This is a genomic window from Porphyromonas canoris (genome assembly GCF_000765975.1).
GTDB classification, from domain to species: Bacteria; Bacteroidota; Bacteroidia; order Bacteroidales; family Porphyromonadaceae; genus Porphyromonas_A; species Porphyromonas_A canoris.
In genome coordinates, this window is record NZ_JQZX01000002.1 from 44,823 (window position 1) to 62,026 (window position 17,204).

14 protein-coding genes are annotated in these 17,204 nt (G+C 44.3%); 11 read left to right on the forward strand and 3 right to left on the reverse strand.

Annotation, left to right across the window (positions count from 1 at the left end; all coding sequences use genetic code 11):
* The first annotated feature begins 47 nt into the window (after nt 1-47).
* From HQ29_RS00200 to HQ29_RS00250, 11 genes are all read left to right on the forward strand, one after another.
* Nucleotides 48-299, forward strand: a complete 252-nt coding sequence (locus HQ29_RS00200; RefSeq protein WP_036792009.1) for a type B 50S ribosomal protein L31 — start codon at nt 48-50, stop codon at nt 297-299.
* A 115-nt stretch (nt 300-414) separates the two neighbouring features.
* The gene (gene mnmE / locus HQ29_RS00205; protein WP_036866802.1) at nt 415-1,821 is read left to right on the forward strand and encodes a tRNA uridine-5-carboxymethylaminomethyl(34) synthesis GTPase MnmE; all 1,407 of its coding nucleotides are present in this window, start codon (nt 415-417) and stop codon (nt 1,819-1,821) included.
* Nucleotides 1,822-2,066: 245 nt separating this feature from the next.
* Entirely contained in the window at nt 2,067-2,969 is a 903-nt protein-coding gene (locus HQ29_RS00210; RefSeq protein WP_036866804.1) for a helix-turn-helix domain-containing protein, read from the forward strand.
* Between the two features lie 88 nt (nt 2,970-3,057).
* Nucleotides 3,058-4,161, forward strand: coding sequence for a site-specific integrase (locus HQ29_RS00215; protein ID WP_036866805.1), 1,104 nt, complete (start codon nt 3,058-3,060; stop codon nt 4,159-4,161).
* A 274-nt stretch (nt 4,162-4,435) separates the two neighbouring features.
* The gene (locus HQ29_RS00220) at nt 4,436-4,984 is read left to right on the forward strand and encodes a mobilization protein (RefSeq protein WP_235318014.1); all 549 of its coding nucleotides are present in this window, start codon (nt 4,436-4,438) and stop codon (nt 4,982-4,984) included.
* A 92-nt stretch (nt 4,985-5,076) separates the two neighbouring features.
* The gene (locus HQ29_RS00225) at nt 5,077-5,439 is read left to right on the forward strand and encodes a helix-turn-helix domain-containing protein (RefSeq protein WP_025843055.1); all 363 of its coding nucleotides are present in this window, start codon (nt 5,077-5,079) and stop codon (nt 5,437-5,439) included.
* A gap of 6 nt (nt 5,440-5,445) precedes the next feature.
* Complete coding sequence (locus HQ29_RS00230; RefSeq protein WP_036866813.1) at nt 5,446-6,822, forward strand: DUF3987 domain-containing protein; 1,377 nt, start codon at nt 5,446-5,448, stop codon at nt 6,820-6,822.
* A 97-nt stretch (nt 6,823-6,919) separates the two neighbouring features.
* Nucleotides 6,920-7,981, forward strand: a complete 1,062-nt coding sequence (locus tag HQ29_RS00235; RefSeq protein WP_036866817.1) for a DUF6371 domain-containing protein — start codon at nt 6,920-6,922, stop codon at nt 7,979-7,981.
* 99 nt (nt 7,982-8,080) lie between these two features.
* A complete protein-coding gene (locus HQ29_RS00240) occupies nt 8,081-8,434 on the forward strand; it encodes a MobC family plasmid mobilization relaxosome protein (protein ID WP_036867031.1) in 354 nt (117 codons plus the stop codon).
* Nucleotides 8,431-9,348 (forward strand): relaxase/mobilization nuclease domain-containing protein, encoded by a 918-nt coding sequence (locus tag HQ29_RS00245; RefSeq protein WP_036866820.1) that lies wholly within the window; start codon nt 8,431-8,433, stop codon nt 9,346-9,348. The genes HQ29_RS00240 and HQ29_RS00245 overlap by 4 nt, the downstream gene beginning before the upstream one ends.
* Nucleotides 9,345-10,040 carry a hypothetical protein gene (locus tag HQ29_RS00250; protein ID WP_036866821.1) on the forward strand — a complete coding sequence of 232 codons (696 nt, stop codon included), beginning with the start codon at nt 9,345-9,347 and terminating at the stop codon, nt 10,038-10,040. The genes HQ29_RS00245 and HQ29_RS00250 overlap by 4 nt, the downstream gene beginning before the upstream one ends.
* Before the next feature lie 206 nt (nt 10,041-10,246).
* Here HQ29_RS00250 and HQ29_RS00255 read toward each other — a convergent pair whose 3' ends face one another.
* From HQ29_RS00255 to HQ29_RS00265, 3 genes are all read right to left on the reverse strand, one after another.
* Nucleotides 10,247-12,298 (reverse strand): ATP-binding protein, encoded by a 2,052-nt coding sequence (locus HQ29_RS00255; protein ID WP_036866823.1) that lies wholly within the window; start codon nt 12,296-12,298, stop codon nt 10,247-10,249.
* Nucleotides 12,299-12,309: 11 nt separating this feature from the next.
* The gene (locus tag HQ29_RS00260) at nt 12,310-13,821 is read right to left on the reverse strand and encodes an SIR2 family protein (protein WP_036866825.1); all 1,512 of its coding nucleotides are present in this window, start codon (nt 13,819-13,821) and stop codon (nt 12,310-12,312) included.
* An 80-nt stretch (nt 13,822-13,901) separates the two neighbouring features.
* Nucleotides 13,902-17,195: a type I restriction endonuclease subunit R gene (locus tag HQ29_RS00265; protein WP_036866828.1), complete on the reverse strand. Its 3,294-nt coding sequence runs from the start codon at nt 17,193-17,195 to the stop codon at nt 13,902-13,904.
* Nucleotides 17,196-17,204 lie beyond the last annotated feature (9 nt).

Below are 17,204 nucleotides of genomic sequence, written 5' to 3' on the forward strand. Positions count from 1 at the left end.
CGGTTACCATCCAATAGACTGAATAATAATAACAAAAGCATATAGCGATGAAAAAAGAGATCCATCCAGAAAACTACCGCTTGGTAGCGTTCAAAGATATGTCTAACGAGGAGGTATTTATCACTCGTTCAACAGTAGCAACAAAGGAGACTATCGAGATTGACGGAGTAGAATATCCTCTACTTAAGATAGAAATCTCCAGCTCTTCTCACCCCTTCTACACAGGTAAAGCTAAGCTTGTGGACACTGCGGGTAGAGTGGATAAGTTCATGAGCCGTTACGGTAAGAGAGGCAAATAAGCCCGATAGAAAAGCCGTAAAGAGACTATCAACAAAGAAATAAAAGTCTCGGTAAGAGGATGTTTTCTGTCATCCCCTTGCCGAGATTTCTTTTTATTCCATTACATTTATCCCTATGAATACGATTTGTGCACTTGCCACACCGATGGGCGTCTCCGCCATAGGCGTTGTCAAAATGTCGGGAACGGAGGCTTTGGAGATTGCAGACAGGTGCTTCACCCCTGCCAAGGGTGTATCTAAAGCTGCCGAAGCAGAAGGATACAGACTGCTCTACGGCTGGTGGAAGCACCCGAAAACGGGCGAGACCATAGATGATGTCGTACTCTCCGTGTTTCGTGCGCCTCACTCTTACACGGGGGACGATGTAGTGGAGATAGCCTGCCACGGCTCCACATTCATATTACAGGAGGTCATCCAATCGCTGCTCGTGGCAGGCTGTCGCATGGCAGCTCCCGGAGAGTTTACGCAGAGGGCTTTTGCGGCAGGGAAAATGGACTTGAGTCAGGCAGAAGCGGTGGCAGATCTCATCTCTTCACGTACACGCTCTTCCGCCCGTATGGCTTTGACGCAGATGAGGGGCGGATTTCGTAAGAAGATAGAGGCAACGAGGGAAACTCTTCTTCACTTCTGTGCTTTGATGGAGTTGGAGCTCGACTTCCCAGAAGAAGATGTGGAGTTTGCAGACAGATCCGAATTGATAGCTCTTTGTTCACAACAGCGTGCCGACCTTCAACGGCTTGCCGACAGCTTTTCTCGTGGAGCAGTGCTGAAGAGCGGTATCCCGGTAGCCATCGTAGGCTCTACAAATGCCGGAAAGTCTTCTCTTCTCAATCTGATTTTGGGTGAAGACAAAGCGATAGTTACCGATATTCATGGCACCACAAGAGATACCATAGAAGATACGGTGATACTGGACGGAAAAGAGTTTCGTCTGATAGATACTGCCGGTATAAGGGAAACAACCGATACGGTAGAGGAGATCGGCATCCAACGATCTTTTGCCGCAATGCAGCGGGCAGAGCTGATACTTTGGGTGATAGACGGCACTAAAGATGACAATGTAATAAAAGGGGAGTATGCCCAACTCTCCGAACATTGGCAGGATAAGCGTGTGATAGCTCTCCTAAACAAGTGCGATCTCTTCACAGAAGCCGAAGGAGACGCCAAACGCTCCTTGCTGAACACTCTTTCTAACGGTTCTGTCTCGGTTCTTACCATATCTGCACGCCATTTTACGCATGCAGACGACATCACCTCTCTTCTTGTATCTTCTTATAATGAAATGTATGGCGAGGCAGAAAGCGAGGATCTCATCGTCTACAATGCCCGTCATTTCGAGGCTCTATCCGATGCCGTCTCTGCTCTGGATCGTGTTCTGCTCGGCTTGGAGTCTGGAATATCAGGCGAACTCGTCAGCATGGACCTCCGGGATGCTCTCCGACACTTGGCTGAAATTACCGGAGAAATCTCCTCTTCCGACATCCTCCATCATGTCTTTAAGAACTTTTGCATCGGCAAGTAATTTCTGATTACAACCGATAATCATATATCACCAAATATCGAAAAGGCGCTCATTATGAGTGCCTTTTCTTTTGCCCTTTCTGTTCGTTAGGCATCATCTGTTGCCGTTCTTTCGCTGTTTTTTGTACCTCATTTGTACCGCACGCTTCTCACCACCCCTTCAGCCCCTCTCGTATATACCGAGATGCTGGACAAATGAGACACGGTGCAACACCAATAGACAGTACAAAACAAAAATATGGCGAAATGACAGCGAGCAAAATTCCAATAAAAAAAGTGTGTGAGCATTGCAAACAGGAGTTTATAGCTTTGAAGACGACTACCAAGTATTGCTCACATAGATGTAATAGCAGAGCCTACAAAGCTCAAAAAAGAGAAGAGAGGGTACGCAGAACAGAACTTTCTGAACAAGAGAAAAAGGTCAGTGATATTATAGACAAACCTTATCTCTCCATCTCAGAAGCTGGGCGATTACTTGGTATTAGTAGGCATACAATATATAGATATATCTACTCAGGGAACTTAAAGGCTTATAATTTGAGTTCTCAACGCTCAATCGTCAAGCGTGAAGACATTGAACGGATGTTAGCAGAGCGACCTTATGAGAAACGACAGCCCAGAGATGCAATCGTAATTACGGAATTATATACGACAGACGAGGTGTGCGATATCCACAACATATCTCGATCTTCTCTTTTTGCAATAGCCAAGCGAGAGAATATCCCTCGAACTTATAACAGAGGCAAGACCTATTGGAGCAAACGGCATATAGATGCCTATTTTGCTAAACAGGCTCCTGCTTCTCATATCGAAGAATGGTGTACAGCCGTGGAGATACAAGAAAGATTCGATATGACGCTTACAGCCGTTTACAACTTCGTCTCTGACCACAACATCCCCAGAAAGAAAGTTAAGGGTAAAAGCTACTATTCCACCAAACATGTCGAAGCAGCTAAAGGAGTACTTGATAAGGCCGCTCCAAGCTACTATACCGTTCGGGAGGCTATGGAAAAGTTTGGTCTTACTCGTGACCAGCTCTATCAATATACCAAACGTTATAATGTCCCTAAACTAAAGCAAGGTCGGAAGGTCCTCATTTCTCAGCAAGAATTGGACGAGGTCCTCAAACCTCCCTGCATCACTCGATAAGTTATTTGTCAGTGGTATGGGACACTCACTTATCACCTTATTCTTTTGCAACTGAATCAATAAATATAACCCTCTAATCAGCAATTGTATGAGACATACTTGTCCCAAAGTAACGCTCCGACAGAGAGCTATCAGAAACGGGCGTATATCGCTCTATCTCGATTATTATCCAGCCGTGCGCAATCCCGAAACCATGCAAATGAGCCGTCGGGAGTATCTCGGCATCTATATCTACGCCCATCCTAAGAATGAGATGGAGCGAGAGTTTAACATGGATATGTTGAACAAGGCGGAAGCTATTCGATGTATTCGTGTACAGTCGCTTATCAATGAAGAGTTTGGCTTCCTAGATCGAACTAAAATGAAAACCGACTTCCTTGCATACTTCTTGAAAATGTGTCGAAAGAAAGACCAAAAGTGGCGCATCGTCTATCAACACTTTTACAACTATGTGCAAGGACATTGCACCTTTGGAGACATAACGATAGAGCTATGCCAAGGCTTTCGAGAGTACCTTCTCAACGCCAAGCAACTCAAACGAAAAGGGAAAGTCTCCACAAACTCTGCATCTGGCTACTATTCCACTTTTAGGGGACTACTGAAGATTGCGTATCGAGATAAGTGGCTAAGAGAGAATATCAATGACTTTTTAGATAAGATAGAGGCTAAGGAGGTCAAGAAAGAGTATTTGACACTTGATGAAGTGAAGATACTTGCTCAGACACCCTGTGAGCATGATGTTCTGAAAAGAGCTTCTCTCTTCTCTTGCCTTACAGGATTGAGTATCAGTGATATTCTGAACCTTTGCTGGGAAGACTTTGAACTTGCTCCAGACCAAGGGTATTGCATTCGTATCAAGACACAGAAAACTTCGACCGAAGCCACTCTCCCTATCAGCTACGAAGCCTATGAACTGTGTGGTGAACCGAGTTCGGGCAAAGTCTTTAGAGGCTTACAACGAAGTATGATAAACTATCCGCTAAAGAAATGGATCAAGCAAGCAGGTATCACGAAGCATATTACCTTCCACTGCTTCCGCCATTCTTATGCTGTGATACAAATTTCATTAGGAACAGACATCTACACGGTATCCAAGATGCTAACGCACAAGAACGTCTCCACGACGCAAATTTATGCTGACCTTGTGAACTCGAAGAAGCGTGAAACAGCTGAGAAGATTTCTCTAAAGTGAAACTTGTATTTACTTCCTTTTCCCTATGCTTCCCGCTATTTCCCTAAGTAATGAATGGTGATGAATACTTGTCTATGTTTGCACCAAAGCATAGATGAGTATGAAGCCATCAAGCACTAACGATAACTATATTCCTCAAACAATCACCCTCGGGTGTATTGTCCTATTTTCCCTTGCCGTTCGTTCTACTACTTTGAGTTGTGGAGCGGACGGCTTTACTGCGTTCTGCGTTTTTCTTATTTGTTCCGTCGTCTTCTTTTTGCTCTTTCTAGCGGTGCAATCATTACTCGAAGAATTCTTCGGGCATATCTTTAGATCTCAGGAGAGACAGGTCATCGAACCTCCGAAGACAATTTTTCCAACACCATCGCCATCAAACTATGAGCAGTTTCGTCAAGAGGCTTTTCAAGTAAAGGCAAGAGAAGAGCAAAAGAAAATGGAAGTCGTCACCTCCTACACCCAAAGAACACTTGCTGCCTATATGAGAGAGGAAGAGCTGACAAAACTTTGCGAACAGATTACCCGCTATCTGTCCTCTGAATGGAGTATTGAGAATAGCCAAGATATCAAAATCTCCTCCCAACTCAAGAGCATTGATCTAATGCACTTTGGATGGAACATATCTCGCCCTTTCGGGAAGAAAAGAGAAGATATAGCCTTTTTTCTCAAACACACTTTTGCCCATACCTTGAGAGATGTAGAGGTAAGTTCTATCCAACGAAAGCTCACCAATACAGAGGGGAAATACCTTATTCCTCTCTGTAAAGACCTTGTCATTGATGAGCATTCAACCCCATTAGAAAGTTATCCAAAAGTTACTTGAAGGTGTTGTAGCGCACCGAGAGAACACCGATTTCCTTTGCTCGCAAATAATCAGAAATCCGCAGGGCAACCTGCACAAATTTATTTGCGAACATGGACAAAGAAATTACATTCGACAAGTTACCTGAAGCGGTAACGTATCTGACCGAACAGGTCTCTGCCATCAAAGAGATGGTCTCGGCATTGCGTCCGCCTATACCTGAAGAGAAATCTCTCATTGGTATAGATGAAGCGTGCGAAGTCATTCAAAAAGCAAAACCTACCATCTATGCTCTCGTCCGTAAGGGGATTATCCCAGCTTACAAACGTGGCAAGAAGCTATATTTCTATAAAGAAGAGCTACTGCAATGGGTAGAAAGTGGACGTAAAGGTATCCTTTATGCGCCCTCCTCAGAGGAACAATTATCCTCCATAAGAGCAGGCATCCGACACAAGCCTAAATCATTCAAAGGATAATGGGCTATGGGAGAACAAACAATCGTGCCAGAAGTCCTGCTGGATAAAGCCATCGAATTGGGATTGTCATTCTCAGACTCTGCTTTTCCCATTGGTATCTTTCCCTCTGAGATACGAAATATCATTGCTGAAGTCCACGAGTGTCAAGGTTTTCCTATCGACTATATCGCATCGGCAATGCTGGTGGCTATCGCTGTTGGCATAGGGAATACGCATCTTGCCCAACTCAAACGAGGGTGGCAAGAAAGTGCAATGCTTTACGTGGCATTAGTCGGACGCCCTGGCACGAACAAAAGTCATCCGCTTAGTTTTGCGATGAAACCTTTTCTTGACTTTGACTATCAGGAGAATAAGCTCTACGAACAAGCCTACACTGAGTATGACAATGTTGCACGGATGAGCCGTAAGGAGCGTATAGAGGCTGGTCACTCAGAGCAACCGACAGAGCCTATACGAAGAAGATTTATCGTCTCTGACATCACGCCCGAAGGTTTGAGTTTTATCCATGCTCAGAATAAGCGAGGTCTTTGTTTGTGGACGGATGAACTTTCGGCTTGGTTCAAGAACTTCAATCGCTACAACAGCGGTTCCGAGGAACAGTTTTGGCTCTCTGTGTTCAGTGCTAAGGCAACCATCAGTGATCGCAAAGGAAATCGGAGTTCCATTTTTATCAAGCGTCCCTATATCTCTGTTGTAGGCACTATCCAAAAGAAGATACTCGGAGAGCTATCCAAGGGGGAACGCTCCAGTAATGGTTTTATAGACCGTATCCTTTTTGTGATGCCCAATCTACAGCAAAAAGCCCGATGGAGCAGAACAGAACTTCCCGAAAGCACCGAAGGACGATGGTCGAGTATAATTCAGCAACTTATTGAGATGCCTTGCTCCAAAGACGAAGAGGGAGAACTACTTCCTGAGATTATCTCCTTTGCCGAAGATGCTAAGGCTCGACTTTATATGTGGCAAGAGGAGCATGCCAAACTCTGCGATACCGAACCCAACGAAACTCTCGTCGGAGTCTACTGTAAGTTGGAAGTGTATGTCATTCGCTTTTGCCTTATCATCCAAATGGCTCGTTGGGCGTGTTCCGAGGGAGATAAGAGCGAGATTGACCTTGTCTCTGTGGAACGAGCCATTACTCTTACCGAGTATTTTCTCCATTCGGCACAGCAAGTGCACTCAGAGATTGCAGGTATTCAGCTCACTCAGCAACAGCAACAACTCCTTGCCGAACTGCCAGCATCCTTTCAGACTGCCGAAGCCCTGAGTATTGCCGAGCGATTGGGGATGAAAGAGAGGGCTTTTAAGGATTTTCTCAGTCGCAATATTGGACACCTCTTTGCTAAGGAGCGACACGGACTTTACCATAAACTCAATGTTTAACCCAGCGCACTTTCTGCATTATCAGCATTTCCCTATTCCTTATTAACCCGAAAGTGAACAAAGTGCAGATAGTGTGCTATTCAAATCAAATTTATCAATGAGCAATTATAGATTCAAATTAGACCCATATAAAGGTGTGCGCACACGCCATACCTGCCCAGCGTGCGAACGCCCCAGATGTTTCGCTCGCTACATAGACACGGAGGGGAAAATAGAGTTCCCTGATAACGTGGGACGTTGCGACCACGAACAGCGTTGTGGTTACCACTTTACTCCCAAAGATTACTTTGCCGAGCATCCATTAGCGAAAGAAGAGTTGTATTCGTTTGATAGTGTTGATTACAAACCGACACCTATCATTCTACCGCCATCTTTCATAGAGAAAGCAACGATGGAGCAGACCTTGAGAGGATATAAGCATAACAACCTCTATTGCTTTCTTTCCGAACAACTTGGAGAGGACGAAGCACTCCAACTGATACACCGTTATCACGTTGGCACATCTAAACATTGGGAAGGGGCAACCGTATTCTGGCAGATAGACACTATCGGTAGAGTCAGAACAGGCAAGATTATGCTCTACGATCCTGAGACTGGCAAGCGAGTAAAGCAACCATTCAATCATATCACATGGGTACATAGTTTGCTCAAACGTCCAAACTACAACCTTAGTCAATGCTTTTTCGGGGAGCATCTTCTTGATGCCGATAAGCAGAAACCAATCGCTCTGGTTGAGAGCGAAAAGACGGCACTCATTGCGTCTCATTATCTACCTCAATATCTGTGGCTGGCAACTGGTGGAAAGCACGGGTGTTTCAAAAGCAGTAATCTCGTTCCCTTCTTCGGGCGTCAGGTAGTTCTCTTTCCCGACCTCGGAGCAACAGACTATTGGCAGGAGAAACTAAAGATGATGCAGAGCCTCGGAATGGAGGTGCAGCTCTTCGATTATTTGGAGAAACATGCTCCTCTCCAAGACCAGCAAGCAGGTTACGATATTGCCGATTACCTCCTCCAAATCAAGACGCAAAGTAGTGTACTGAAAGACCTCATTCGGCAAAATCCCAACCTCCAACTTTTGATTGATAAACTCGGACTTCGGGTCGTGAAAGAGCAAAGATTGGCACAACCTCTTCCACAGAAGAGAAGACTGCATAGGTAGAGAAGCAAGTTTGTGTTTTGGGTTACCCAAAACCTCCTCAACGCCCATCAAACTGGGCGAAATAATCCCGATGGTCTCATCAATAAAACGAAAGGAACAATGACAACAGAAGATAAAAAGAAAGGGGGACGCCCCACTAAAAAACTATCCGAGAAGAGAAGCTACTCCGTCCTACTAAAACTGAATACGATGGAGTACTTCACTCTCAAAAGTAAAGCCTCAGAGGCTGGTATCAATAAAAATGAATTTCTGAGAATGCTCATCTCTGAGAGTTTCATCAAGCCAAGAGTTACGCCTGAGCAGATGCGAGAGATACGCCAGCTCTCGGGCATAGCAAACAACATCAATCAAATTGCTCATCGCCTTCACACTTTTGGTATCTCTACCATACCGACCGAACTACGAATGCTCAAACTTTTAGTTGATGAACAGCTCAAAGCTCTGAAATCATGATAGCCAAGATAATCAAAGGAACATCCTTTTCTGGAGTGCTTGCCTATGTCCTCGGGAAGCAAGAGGGGAAAGCGAGAGTTCTCTATGCAGAAGGAGTTAGGAGGGATGCTTCGTCTCACGAGATAGCCAACGACTTTGCGCTACAAGCCTCAATGCGTCCTAATGTTAAGAAAATAGTCTGTCATACCATCTTGAGCTTTTCGGCTGAGGATGCTGAGCGACTGGACGACAAGACGATGAATAACTTGGCGATACAATACTTGCAGAAGATGGGCTACGGACATACGCAATATCTCATTGTGCGCCACCTCGACAGAGAGCATCCCCACGTACACATCTGCATCAATCGTATAGACAACAACGGAAAAACTATTTCCGACAGCAACGAAAAGTACCGCTCAACAAAGGTCTGCAAAGAAATCACCGAGGCTAACCAACTAAAATGGGGCGAAGGGAAAGAGGCAGTAAAACGTAATCGGCTTCGAGGAAATGACCGACTTCGGTATGAAATCTTCGATACCATCAAAACCGTATTACCTCGATGTCAGAATTGGGACGAACTCTCTTCTGCTCTGAGACGCCAAGGGATAGACATACAATTCAAGACAAAAGGACAGACCGATCAGGTAGAGGGCGTACTCTTCTGCAAAGATGGCGTAAGTTTCAGTGGTTCGCACATAGACCGCTCGTGTAGCTACTCCAAACTCTCCTTTGCTTTAGAACAGAATGCAAAGCAAGCACCTCACCCATCCTCTGAAACAGAAAGTTTTATCGGGGAGCTTGATGAAGCCATAGAAGATCTTGGCGAGGGGCTATTCGATAGCAATGCGCCTGCCGTAGATGTCGCAGAACTCGTATTCCAACGTAAACTAAGAAATCAAGCTAATAAGAAACTAAAACGTAGAAAATTATGAACGAACAAATGAACATCCTTCTCGAAGTACTCGAGGAAATCAAGCAACAGAACAGAGAACTCAAAACGAGTGTCTCCAACCTCGCATCTCAACCAATCTCAACAACTACATCATCAGAAGAGGATGGCATCTCTCTTACGGATGTAGCACGCCTTATTGGACAAAAGATTGAGATAGATGGCAAATTCAAGAGTGAACTGACAGATGTCGCTATCGTCCTAGGCAAACGAATCCGAGAAATCAAAGATGGCATCACAAAGACCCAAGAGCGACAAGCCGAAAGCATAGCCTCTCTATCCGAGAAAATCCAAGAAACTCAATCTCCTCCAACAGTCAAGAAGTACTACCTCTTTGATGTCAAGCGATGGGTGGAGTGGCTCATCTGGGGTATATCTCTTGTACTCCTCGCCTATACAATTGGCTGGGCAGTATATCTCCGTAATGCCAATCAGACCCACGAAAGCTACGCCCTTCGCTACCGCATCCTACGTATGGAGCAAGGCTACAGTAATCCAACAATCGCCCATCTTGACAGCCTCTTCTCCTCTGAAAGCTCCTCCGACACCATTCGCGAACTACGCCACCAAGTCAGCAACTACGAACTCACAATCCAACGCCAAGCCGAACTCGCCCTCCAGCAACAACGACTCACAGAGGAGCAAACCTCGCTCTCTCGTCAGCTCCAGCACTAAATCTTCCACTAAAAAAAGCAAAAACGTTCACCCACGGCAATGACCGTGGGTGAACATATCTATTCCATAGGAACCATCCTTCTCCTATATAACTTAGTAAGCATCCCTAAATTGGAGGATGATTAGCAACATTATAATTTGATAATATAAGCAATAGCGTATCAGTTTCTGTGAGTTGGCTATAACTCTATACAACTATGAACAGCTTAAGTCTCTGTAGATTCAGCTTTTTTATTTTGCCACTCATTGGCAACATTGCTCCAGTCGATTTCTCGTTTTTTCAATCTTGTCCAAACATCCCAATAATCAGGATCATCAGACTGAGGACGCTGTCCTTCACGCAATGTTCGCATTTTCACCATGACAGGCAACTCTGAAGCCCAACCTAATAGGACAGCATATTGCGAGGGGAGTGATGGCATTTCACGGAGAATTCCTCTCATATTATCAGGCAATAAACGGTGAATTAATTCTTGATCCCTATCATTTGATATACGGTGTAGTAGGAACGAATTGCATTGAGACAAAACTGTCGGCGATAGCTCAGATGGTCTTTGCGATGACAAAACTAGTCCCAATCCGAACTTTCGTCCCTCTCTTGCTATTTTCTCAAATATTTTGCAGCATTGAATGGTTGGTCCTGTATTTTCTGCATCATCATTGTATCGCTTGACAAAATAGTGAGCCTCTTCCATAACCAGCACTGTTGGCAAACATTGCTTATTCAGCTTGAGATAACGTTGCTGTGTTTCAAATATCATACGAGCTATAACCGCTGTAATGATACTTGTCACATCTGATGGAAGTAGAGATAAATCAATAATTGTTAGAGACTCCTCACCGTTAGCTCCAATATAATCATCTAACCAGTCACTTAATTCTAGAGTATTGTTATCAATAACTTTCTTGACACGTACATCTGTCAGTAATGTTTTGATACGAGGCATTAGCGTCACAATATAGTCTGTTGTTTTCAGTATCTCTGCATTAGCCTCTATGGAACGAACTAAATTGTCACCAGTGAATGGGATAGGACTATCCTCATCTGTAGGCAAAAATTCCTCTTCTCTTCCCCCAGCTTTAATGTAGACCTCCTTTAATCTATCTATTATATTATCAATATCTTCTCTTGAATAGTCATAATGAGGATATTGTCCTGACCTAGCATTTATTAATTCTGCAATTTGGTCTTGAAATGCTTGAATCGTTCCTTTTAATTCTTCTGAGTATCCTGGTTCACATATAATTCCGCTTGCCCACTTTTCTACGGATTGGTGAAAATTCTTTGGGAACGGGAATTTTCCCCAAGGATTACCAGATGCTTTGTTGACCTCAATAGTGTCAATAACAGTACGAACATAGTTTGCCAGCTCTCTCTCTTTTGTTTGCCCTTCGATGATATTACCACTTCTTACCGATTTTAGGGCATGAACAATGGTCGTCCTATGGGTTTTGGGAGAGGCTTTGGTGAATCCACACCACTCGTCTGTATTCCAAAACCACATCGGAACTTCAAGTTGCTTTTCAGCCCCCCCTTCGACATTAACCGTGTAGATATTTGCGTTCGATTTATCCGCAAAGGCTTTACTATACTCCCCGTTCGGGTCTAATACAATAAAGCGACTATTTACTTTCCCTTCCTTATCAACAAGTTTCTCTCGAGCACTTTCAATAGACCATCGTATCAATCCTGCCACAGAGCAAGATTTTCCACTACCTGTATTTCCGAGTACTGCAAGATGCCTTCCAAATAAACGATCAGGATCAATCATCACCTTGGCATTCCCTACTAATGGACTATTGCCTATATAAACTCTTCTATTATCTCCAGACTCTATGATGGAGCGGAGTTGTTCATCTGTCGGTAATATCACTATGTCTCCTACAGATGGAAAAGCCTCAAGACCTCGCTTAAACTTATAACCAGCCTCAATAGAACGAAGAGTTCCCACAGGTTGAAGCTCCATTTTCCTTAGAGGAAAAGGCAAATCAATCAAACCAAAATCTTGAAAACCTCTCCGCTTAGGGTAAGGAGAGCGTTGGATAGTGATCCATGACACCTGCCCAACAATAAAACCGAGGTCAACAGGTATCATAACATAGCCATTGATGCGAGGAAAGTTTCGAGGTGTTCCTGTATTTAATGCAACACTTTCTGGAGATTCTATGTCAAGCTGTACTTCTATCCTATCTGGAGAGATGTATTCTACCGTACCTATGCGTAGAGAAGCAAGATATTCGATGGGTGTTGTAGCCATAAACTATGCAATTAAGACTCTAAATTAATTTGTACTCCTACCTCTGCAATAGACACCGATTGTCTGGCTGTAGTCTGCTTGTCTAAACTCGAAGCCCCCATACGATGCTGTAACAACTCAGCCATTCTAATCGTAGCTCTGTCAATGGCAGATTTAGGTAGGTAGTCATTGGCAAGATGCGTAATGTCCCCCAAATTATTCCCTATTAATATAGACATCTGAGCTTTATGTGCTGACTCAGAATAAAACTTTAAGATGCGACCTATTGGATCGTTATACGAAATAATGACCAGGTGAGTTGAAGGGATGGTGAGCATATCATGGATGACCCTATTTATATGCTCATCCGCAAATCCGTAGCCATAGCTAACTAGAGTACTATTAGGTCTGCAAATGGAGGCGGCAAAGTCTCGGAACAATTCCACATATGGGTATTCTGCCGTTTCACGATCCTTAGCGGAATTTGGATAAATCATCAATTTCAAAGCGTCTGCTCCATACAAACCTGGAGCCTGCAAATAGGGTTCAATACTATCTGCACCAAACGGAAGTCCTATACGGCGTATCTCTCCTCCATTCTGCACCCAATCAACAGATCCATGAAGTTTTGTTAGACGTGCTACACCTTCCAAATAACGGGGTTCTCCTCTAATACCAGGGGGATTGTAGTGAATGTCAAGATTGAGTCTCGAAGAGCGGAATATAGGCATCATAGTCCCTACGAACCTATCCATTAGGTGGATTCCAGCCAACTCTGCTCCCATTTCTATTAGGCGGTCATAGTTGGTTGTGAAGATGTTTAGTCTTTCTTTATTGCCTGTACGACTTGCAAAGCTTAGAAGGAAGTTAACCAGTATTAAATAGGCTTTCTCTCGCTTATCCTGCTTAGTTGTTACTCCCTCATTTTTAGGTTTATTATCTTGGGGAGCTTCTGACTCATCTTTTTGCGTGTTTACAGCCTCATCTTTTATGGGATCTTCCTTGGAAGTTGCTATTTTATTCTCAGACTCTAATATGGACTTTGCAAAATTTGAAATGATCGAATTTAGTTCCTGCTCTAATTTTGTGGCATTGTCATTATCTTGAAGGATTTTTAATCCTCGGAGCAAATCGTTGGCTGCCCTTATTTGATCCTCAATATTACCATTCTCTCTTCCACTAGATTGTGCTGATTCCCGAGCCGCAGATTCAATCTGATCTTTGTAGTTGGAAAATGTAGTCTCACCCATTGTGGTGCCAGAACCTGCTCCTGCTAAGAAGCTAATGGCATTTGTTATTCCAGACCCGCACAAAAGTGATAAGTGTTCAGACTGAAAAAGTGACGTTAGCCAAGGTTCTATACGTGAGCGGAAAACGTTGTTCACAACAGGATTCTCGTTGTCGGGCAACCAGCTACAATCCTCCATATTAAGCACTTTGCCATCTTGGCCAACGACAATCAATTCACGATCATCTCTTGTCTTAATCACATTGCCACCATTCTCTATGACCTCTTGTATATTTATTTCCTGTTTCATATTCATTATAAGCAAAGCTAATGCTCTGCGAAAAAGCTATTTTTTGATTACAAAAGAAACACTATAAGCATTTCCAATATCTATTACTACTCACCTCCATATTCCTTGAAGTGTTCCACCTGCTCCATCACTTGGTCGATCACCTCGTCATTGTATTGAGGCGGATAACCATTTTGGTGTAGACAGATGAATATCTTGTTGTTGAGGTCTGCACGGATATTACTATTGTTGAGCCAATCGGTGAAAGAGGATTGGATGTCTATCAGTTCCTTGATCTTCTTCGCCAATATCTTACACTTGTCATTGAAGATAAAACCATTCTCCTCTTTATCCTCTCCATACTCGAAATTGTACTTATCTCGTAAGTGCATCAAAATATCATAGAAAGCCTTTTCCTCAAAGGTCAAACCCAGATGTCGAAAGCTCTCTCGATCCTTGCCGAGCTGTTCTAGAAGCTCCAGAGCCTGTTTTGTTGCCTCTTCCATAATCTCAGAAACTGCTGTCGCTTGTGTATGCGAGGCTTCTTCTGCCGAAAGAGCAGATCGACGTTCGTGATACTTGTCCAATGTTTCCTTTAGTAGATCCTCATACTTCTCTGCTGCGATTTTATTGGTATTCTTATACTCTCTAATGGCTTTGCGGAGCATCTTTACCAATACTTCCAACTTTGTTGCGGGTAGTTTGATACCCTCAAGTTGTGCTACAAACTCAGGACTAAAAATCTGTTCCTCTACATCGGTATCAAGAATACTGACCACAGAGTTACACATCAGTGCTTCTCTCACCATCTTCTCCACGACTCTATTCATACTCTCAGCATCGTGCTTGTCACCAGAAGTCTTACGAATATAAGAAGCTACCGCCATAAAGCATTGCGAGAGCGAAAGCAATTCGTGGTTAAGAACAGCTGATGGCTGACAAATATCATACGCTACTCGAAGGCGTTTGATATGAGCTAAGAAATAACTTTGAGCGCTGACGGCTTTTGGAGGACGATTGCCTTGGTCTTTGTTCCATCCAGACGTTTGCGACAGGATATGATTGGCAGCTTCGGAAAGGCATTCCAATCGCTCCAATGGCTTTGTATTCTTGTCGATGAAAGGAGTGAGATCAAAGCCCACAAAGAGCTTCTTAATGAGGTCAATCTCTACGATGAGAGCTTCCAATGCCTGCTGTACATCATCTTCACTTGGTCCAAAGTCTTCTCCGCCAAATCGACTCATTGCCTCCATCATATTCTTTCGGATACCGATATAGTCTATGACATACCCAAACTCCTTGCCTGCAAATTTGCGGTTCACACGACTAATGGTCTGTATGAGCGTTTGTTTCTGCAATGGCTTATCATTATATAGATAAGTTAGGCAGGGGACATCAAAGCCCGTAATCCACATATCGACGACTATGACGACACTGAAATTGGACTGCTCCATTTTGAACGCATCGTCCAGCAACTTTGTCCGACTCCTATCACCCAGATAGTCATACATCTCTTTCGGGTCATCCTTTCCACGTGTTGCCACCATAGCAATGGTAGGCATTAGGGGTAGACTTCGTAGCTTCTCTTCACTCAGCAACGTATCATCAGGAGACTTTCGCTCAACGAACCAGTCTGGATATAAGGACTCAAACTTTTTCAACAGGTTGTATGCAATAGACCTTTTGCTACACACGATCATAGCCTTTTGTGGCACATCTGCCTTGTTGTTACAAGCCTGAGTATAGTGCTCTGCTATATCCTTGGCGAGTCGCTCCAGTCGCTCATCATCCCCCAAGATAACCTCCATCGCACTCATTGCCTTCTTGCTGGTGGCAATATCAGCCTCTGTCGCTCCCTCCTCTGCACACTGATTGTAGTAGCGGTCTATTTCTTCGACTTTAGCAGTGTCGAGTGTAACCTTGGCGATGCGTGGGATGTACTTCAAGCCTACGGTGATGCCATCATCAACAGCCTGCTTCATCGTATAGCTATCGACAATCCCACCAAAGACCTGTATCGTCTCATCTATGGGCGTACCGGTAAAGCCGACGAAAGTAGCGTTGGGGAAGGCGGTACGTAGATGCTCGGCATAAGGCTTCGTGACAAAAGCTCCTATTTGCTCAGTCTCTTTGGGTGATGCTCCCTCCTTGGCTGTATGCCGAACCTTGAGTTGAGTGTTGAGCCGTACTTGACTACGATGAGCTTCATCGGAAAAGCAAATAATGTTGTGTCGTGTATTGAGCAGCCCTATCTCCTCACAAAACTTCTGGATGGTACAGATAAAGAAGCCTCCCGACTGCCGAAGGGACATTTCAGTCTTGAGATTCTCTCGGTCAGCGATAATCTTGGCTGCACCTATCGAGAGAAAATCTTCAGAGCGTAAAAATAATTTGCCCGCTTGGGACTGCAAATCCTCACGGTCTACGATCATCACAATGGTCGGAGAACCAAGTTCGGGACAACGCAAGGAGAGTTGGCGAGCCAAAAACATCATCGTATAGGTCTTGCCACACCCCGTAGCCCCAAAGTAAGTACCTCCCTTGTTATCTTGTCTCTCAAATGCTTGGACTACACTCTCTCGGAGCATACGAGTCGCAAAGAATTGAGGGTAGCGACAGACAACTTCTTCCTGTTTAGGATACACCTCGTCTGGGAAGTAGATATAATCACGCACGATCTCCAGAAAGCGCATAGGGGCATACACACCCGATACGATTGTACGCACTTGGTCCAAACCTTTCTCTGCAGCCTTGTCTTCGTTATTGACTTTCTTCCAAGCATAATAATGCTCATAGGGCGTATAGGTCGTACCCAGTTTGGTGTTGTTGGCGGTCGCATCGCTGATACAGGAGAGCGGACAGTAGCGCAGTAGATGCGGTATATCCCTCATGTAGCGAGTATGGATTTGCTGATAGGCATCTGCTATGGTTGCCGTGGCATCCGTAGGATTCTTTAGCTCAAAGATGCAGAGGGGGATACCATTGACGAAGAGTAGCACATCAGGGATACGCCTATCCCCTTGTATCCCATAGCCCACTTCGTATTGATTGACACAACGAAAGCGATTGTCCGAAGGCGTACCGAAATCGAGATACTCTATATCGAAAATCTCATCATCGGAGTGACGAGTATAGCGATAGCCGTCTCGCAGTAGACGATACGTATTGCGGAGTATATCAAAATGAGTCTGTCCCCCCGTATGTTGTAGATGGCTGACAATTTCGTCCAGGTCATTAGCCTCCAATGCAGGATAGCGCTCTTGGAGGTACTGGCGTAGGTCTCTGGAGATGAGAATATCTCTATTGTTACGTCTTATATTACCTCCGTGTGTGTACTCCCATCCTTCCTGCTGTAGCAAGTCTATGAGGGCTTCCTCATATTCACTTTCATAAAACTTCATATTCGTCCT

Excerpts from the sequence above, each read along its gene's own strand:
- HQ29_RS00200 (WP_036792009.1), top strand. The coding sequence starts at position 48 with ATGAAAAAAGAGATCCATCCAGAAAACTACCGCTTGGTAGCGTTCAAA.
- mnmE (WP_036866802.1), top strand. The coding sequence starts at position 415 with ATGAATACGATTTGTGCACTTGCCACACCGATGGGCGTCTCCGCCATA.
- HQ29_RS00210 (WP_036866804.1), top strand. The coding sequence starts at position 2,067 with ATGACAGCGAGCAAAATTCCAATAAAAAAAGTGTGTGAGCATTGCAAA.
- HQ29_RS00215 (WP_036866805.1), top strand. The coding sequence starts at position 3,058 with ATGAGACATACTTGTCCCAAAGTAACGCTCCGACAGAGAGCTATCAGA.
- HQ29_RS00225 (WP_025843055.1), top strand. The coding sequence starts at position 5,077 with ATGGACAAAGAAATTACATTCGACAAGTTACCTGAAGCGGTAACGTAT.
- HQ29_RS00230 (WP_036866813.1), top strand. The coding sequence starts at position 5,446 with ATGGGAGAACAAACAATCGTGCCAGAAGTCCTGCTGGATAAAGCCATC.
- HQ29_RS00235 (WP_036866817.1), top strand. The coding sequence starts at position 6,920 with ATGAGCAATTATAGATTCAAATTAGACCCATATAAAGGTGTGCGCACA.
- HQ29_RS00240 (WP_036867031.1), top strand. The coding sequence starts at position 8,081 with ATGACAACAGAAGATAAAAAGAAAGGGGGACGCCCCACTAAAAAACTA.
- HQ29_RS00245 (WP_036866820.1), top strand. The coding sequence starts at position 8,431 with ATGATAGCCAAGATAATCAAAGGAACATCCTTTTCTGGAGTGCTTGCC.
- HQ29_RS00250 (WP_036866821.1), top strand. The coding sequence starts at position 9,345 with ATGAACGAACAAATGAACATCCTTCTCGAAGTACTCGAGGAAATCAAG.
- HQ29_RS00255 (WP_036866823.1), bottom strand. The coding sequence starts at position 12,298 with ATGGCTACAACACCCATCGAATATCTTGCTTCTCTACGCATAGGTACG.
- HQ29_RS00260 (WP_036866825.1), bottom strand. The coding sequence starts at position 13,821 with ATGAATATGAAACAGGAAATAAATATACAAGAGGTCATAGAGAATGGT.
- HQ29_RS00265 (WP_036866828.1), bottom strand. The coding sequence starts at position 17,195 with ATGAAGTTTTATGAAAGTGAATATGAGGAAGCCCTCATAGACTTGCTA.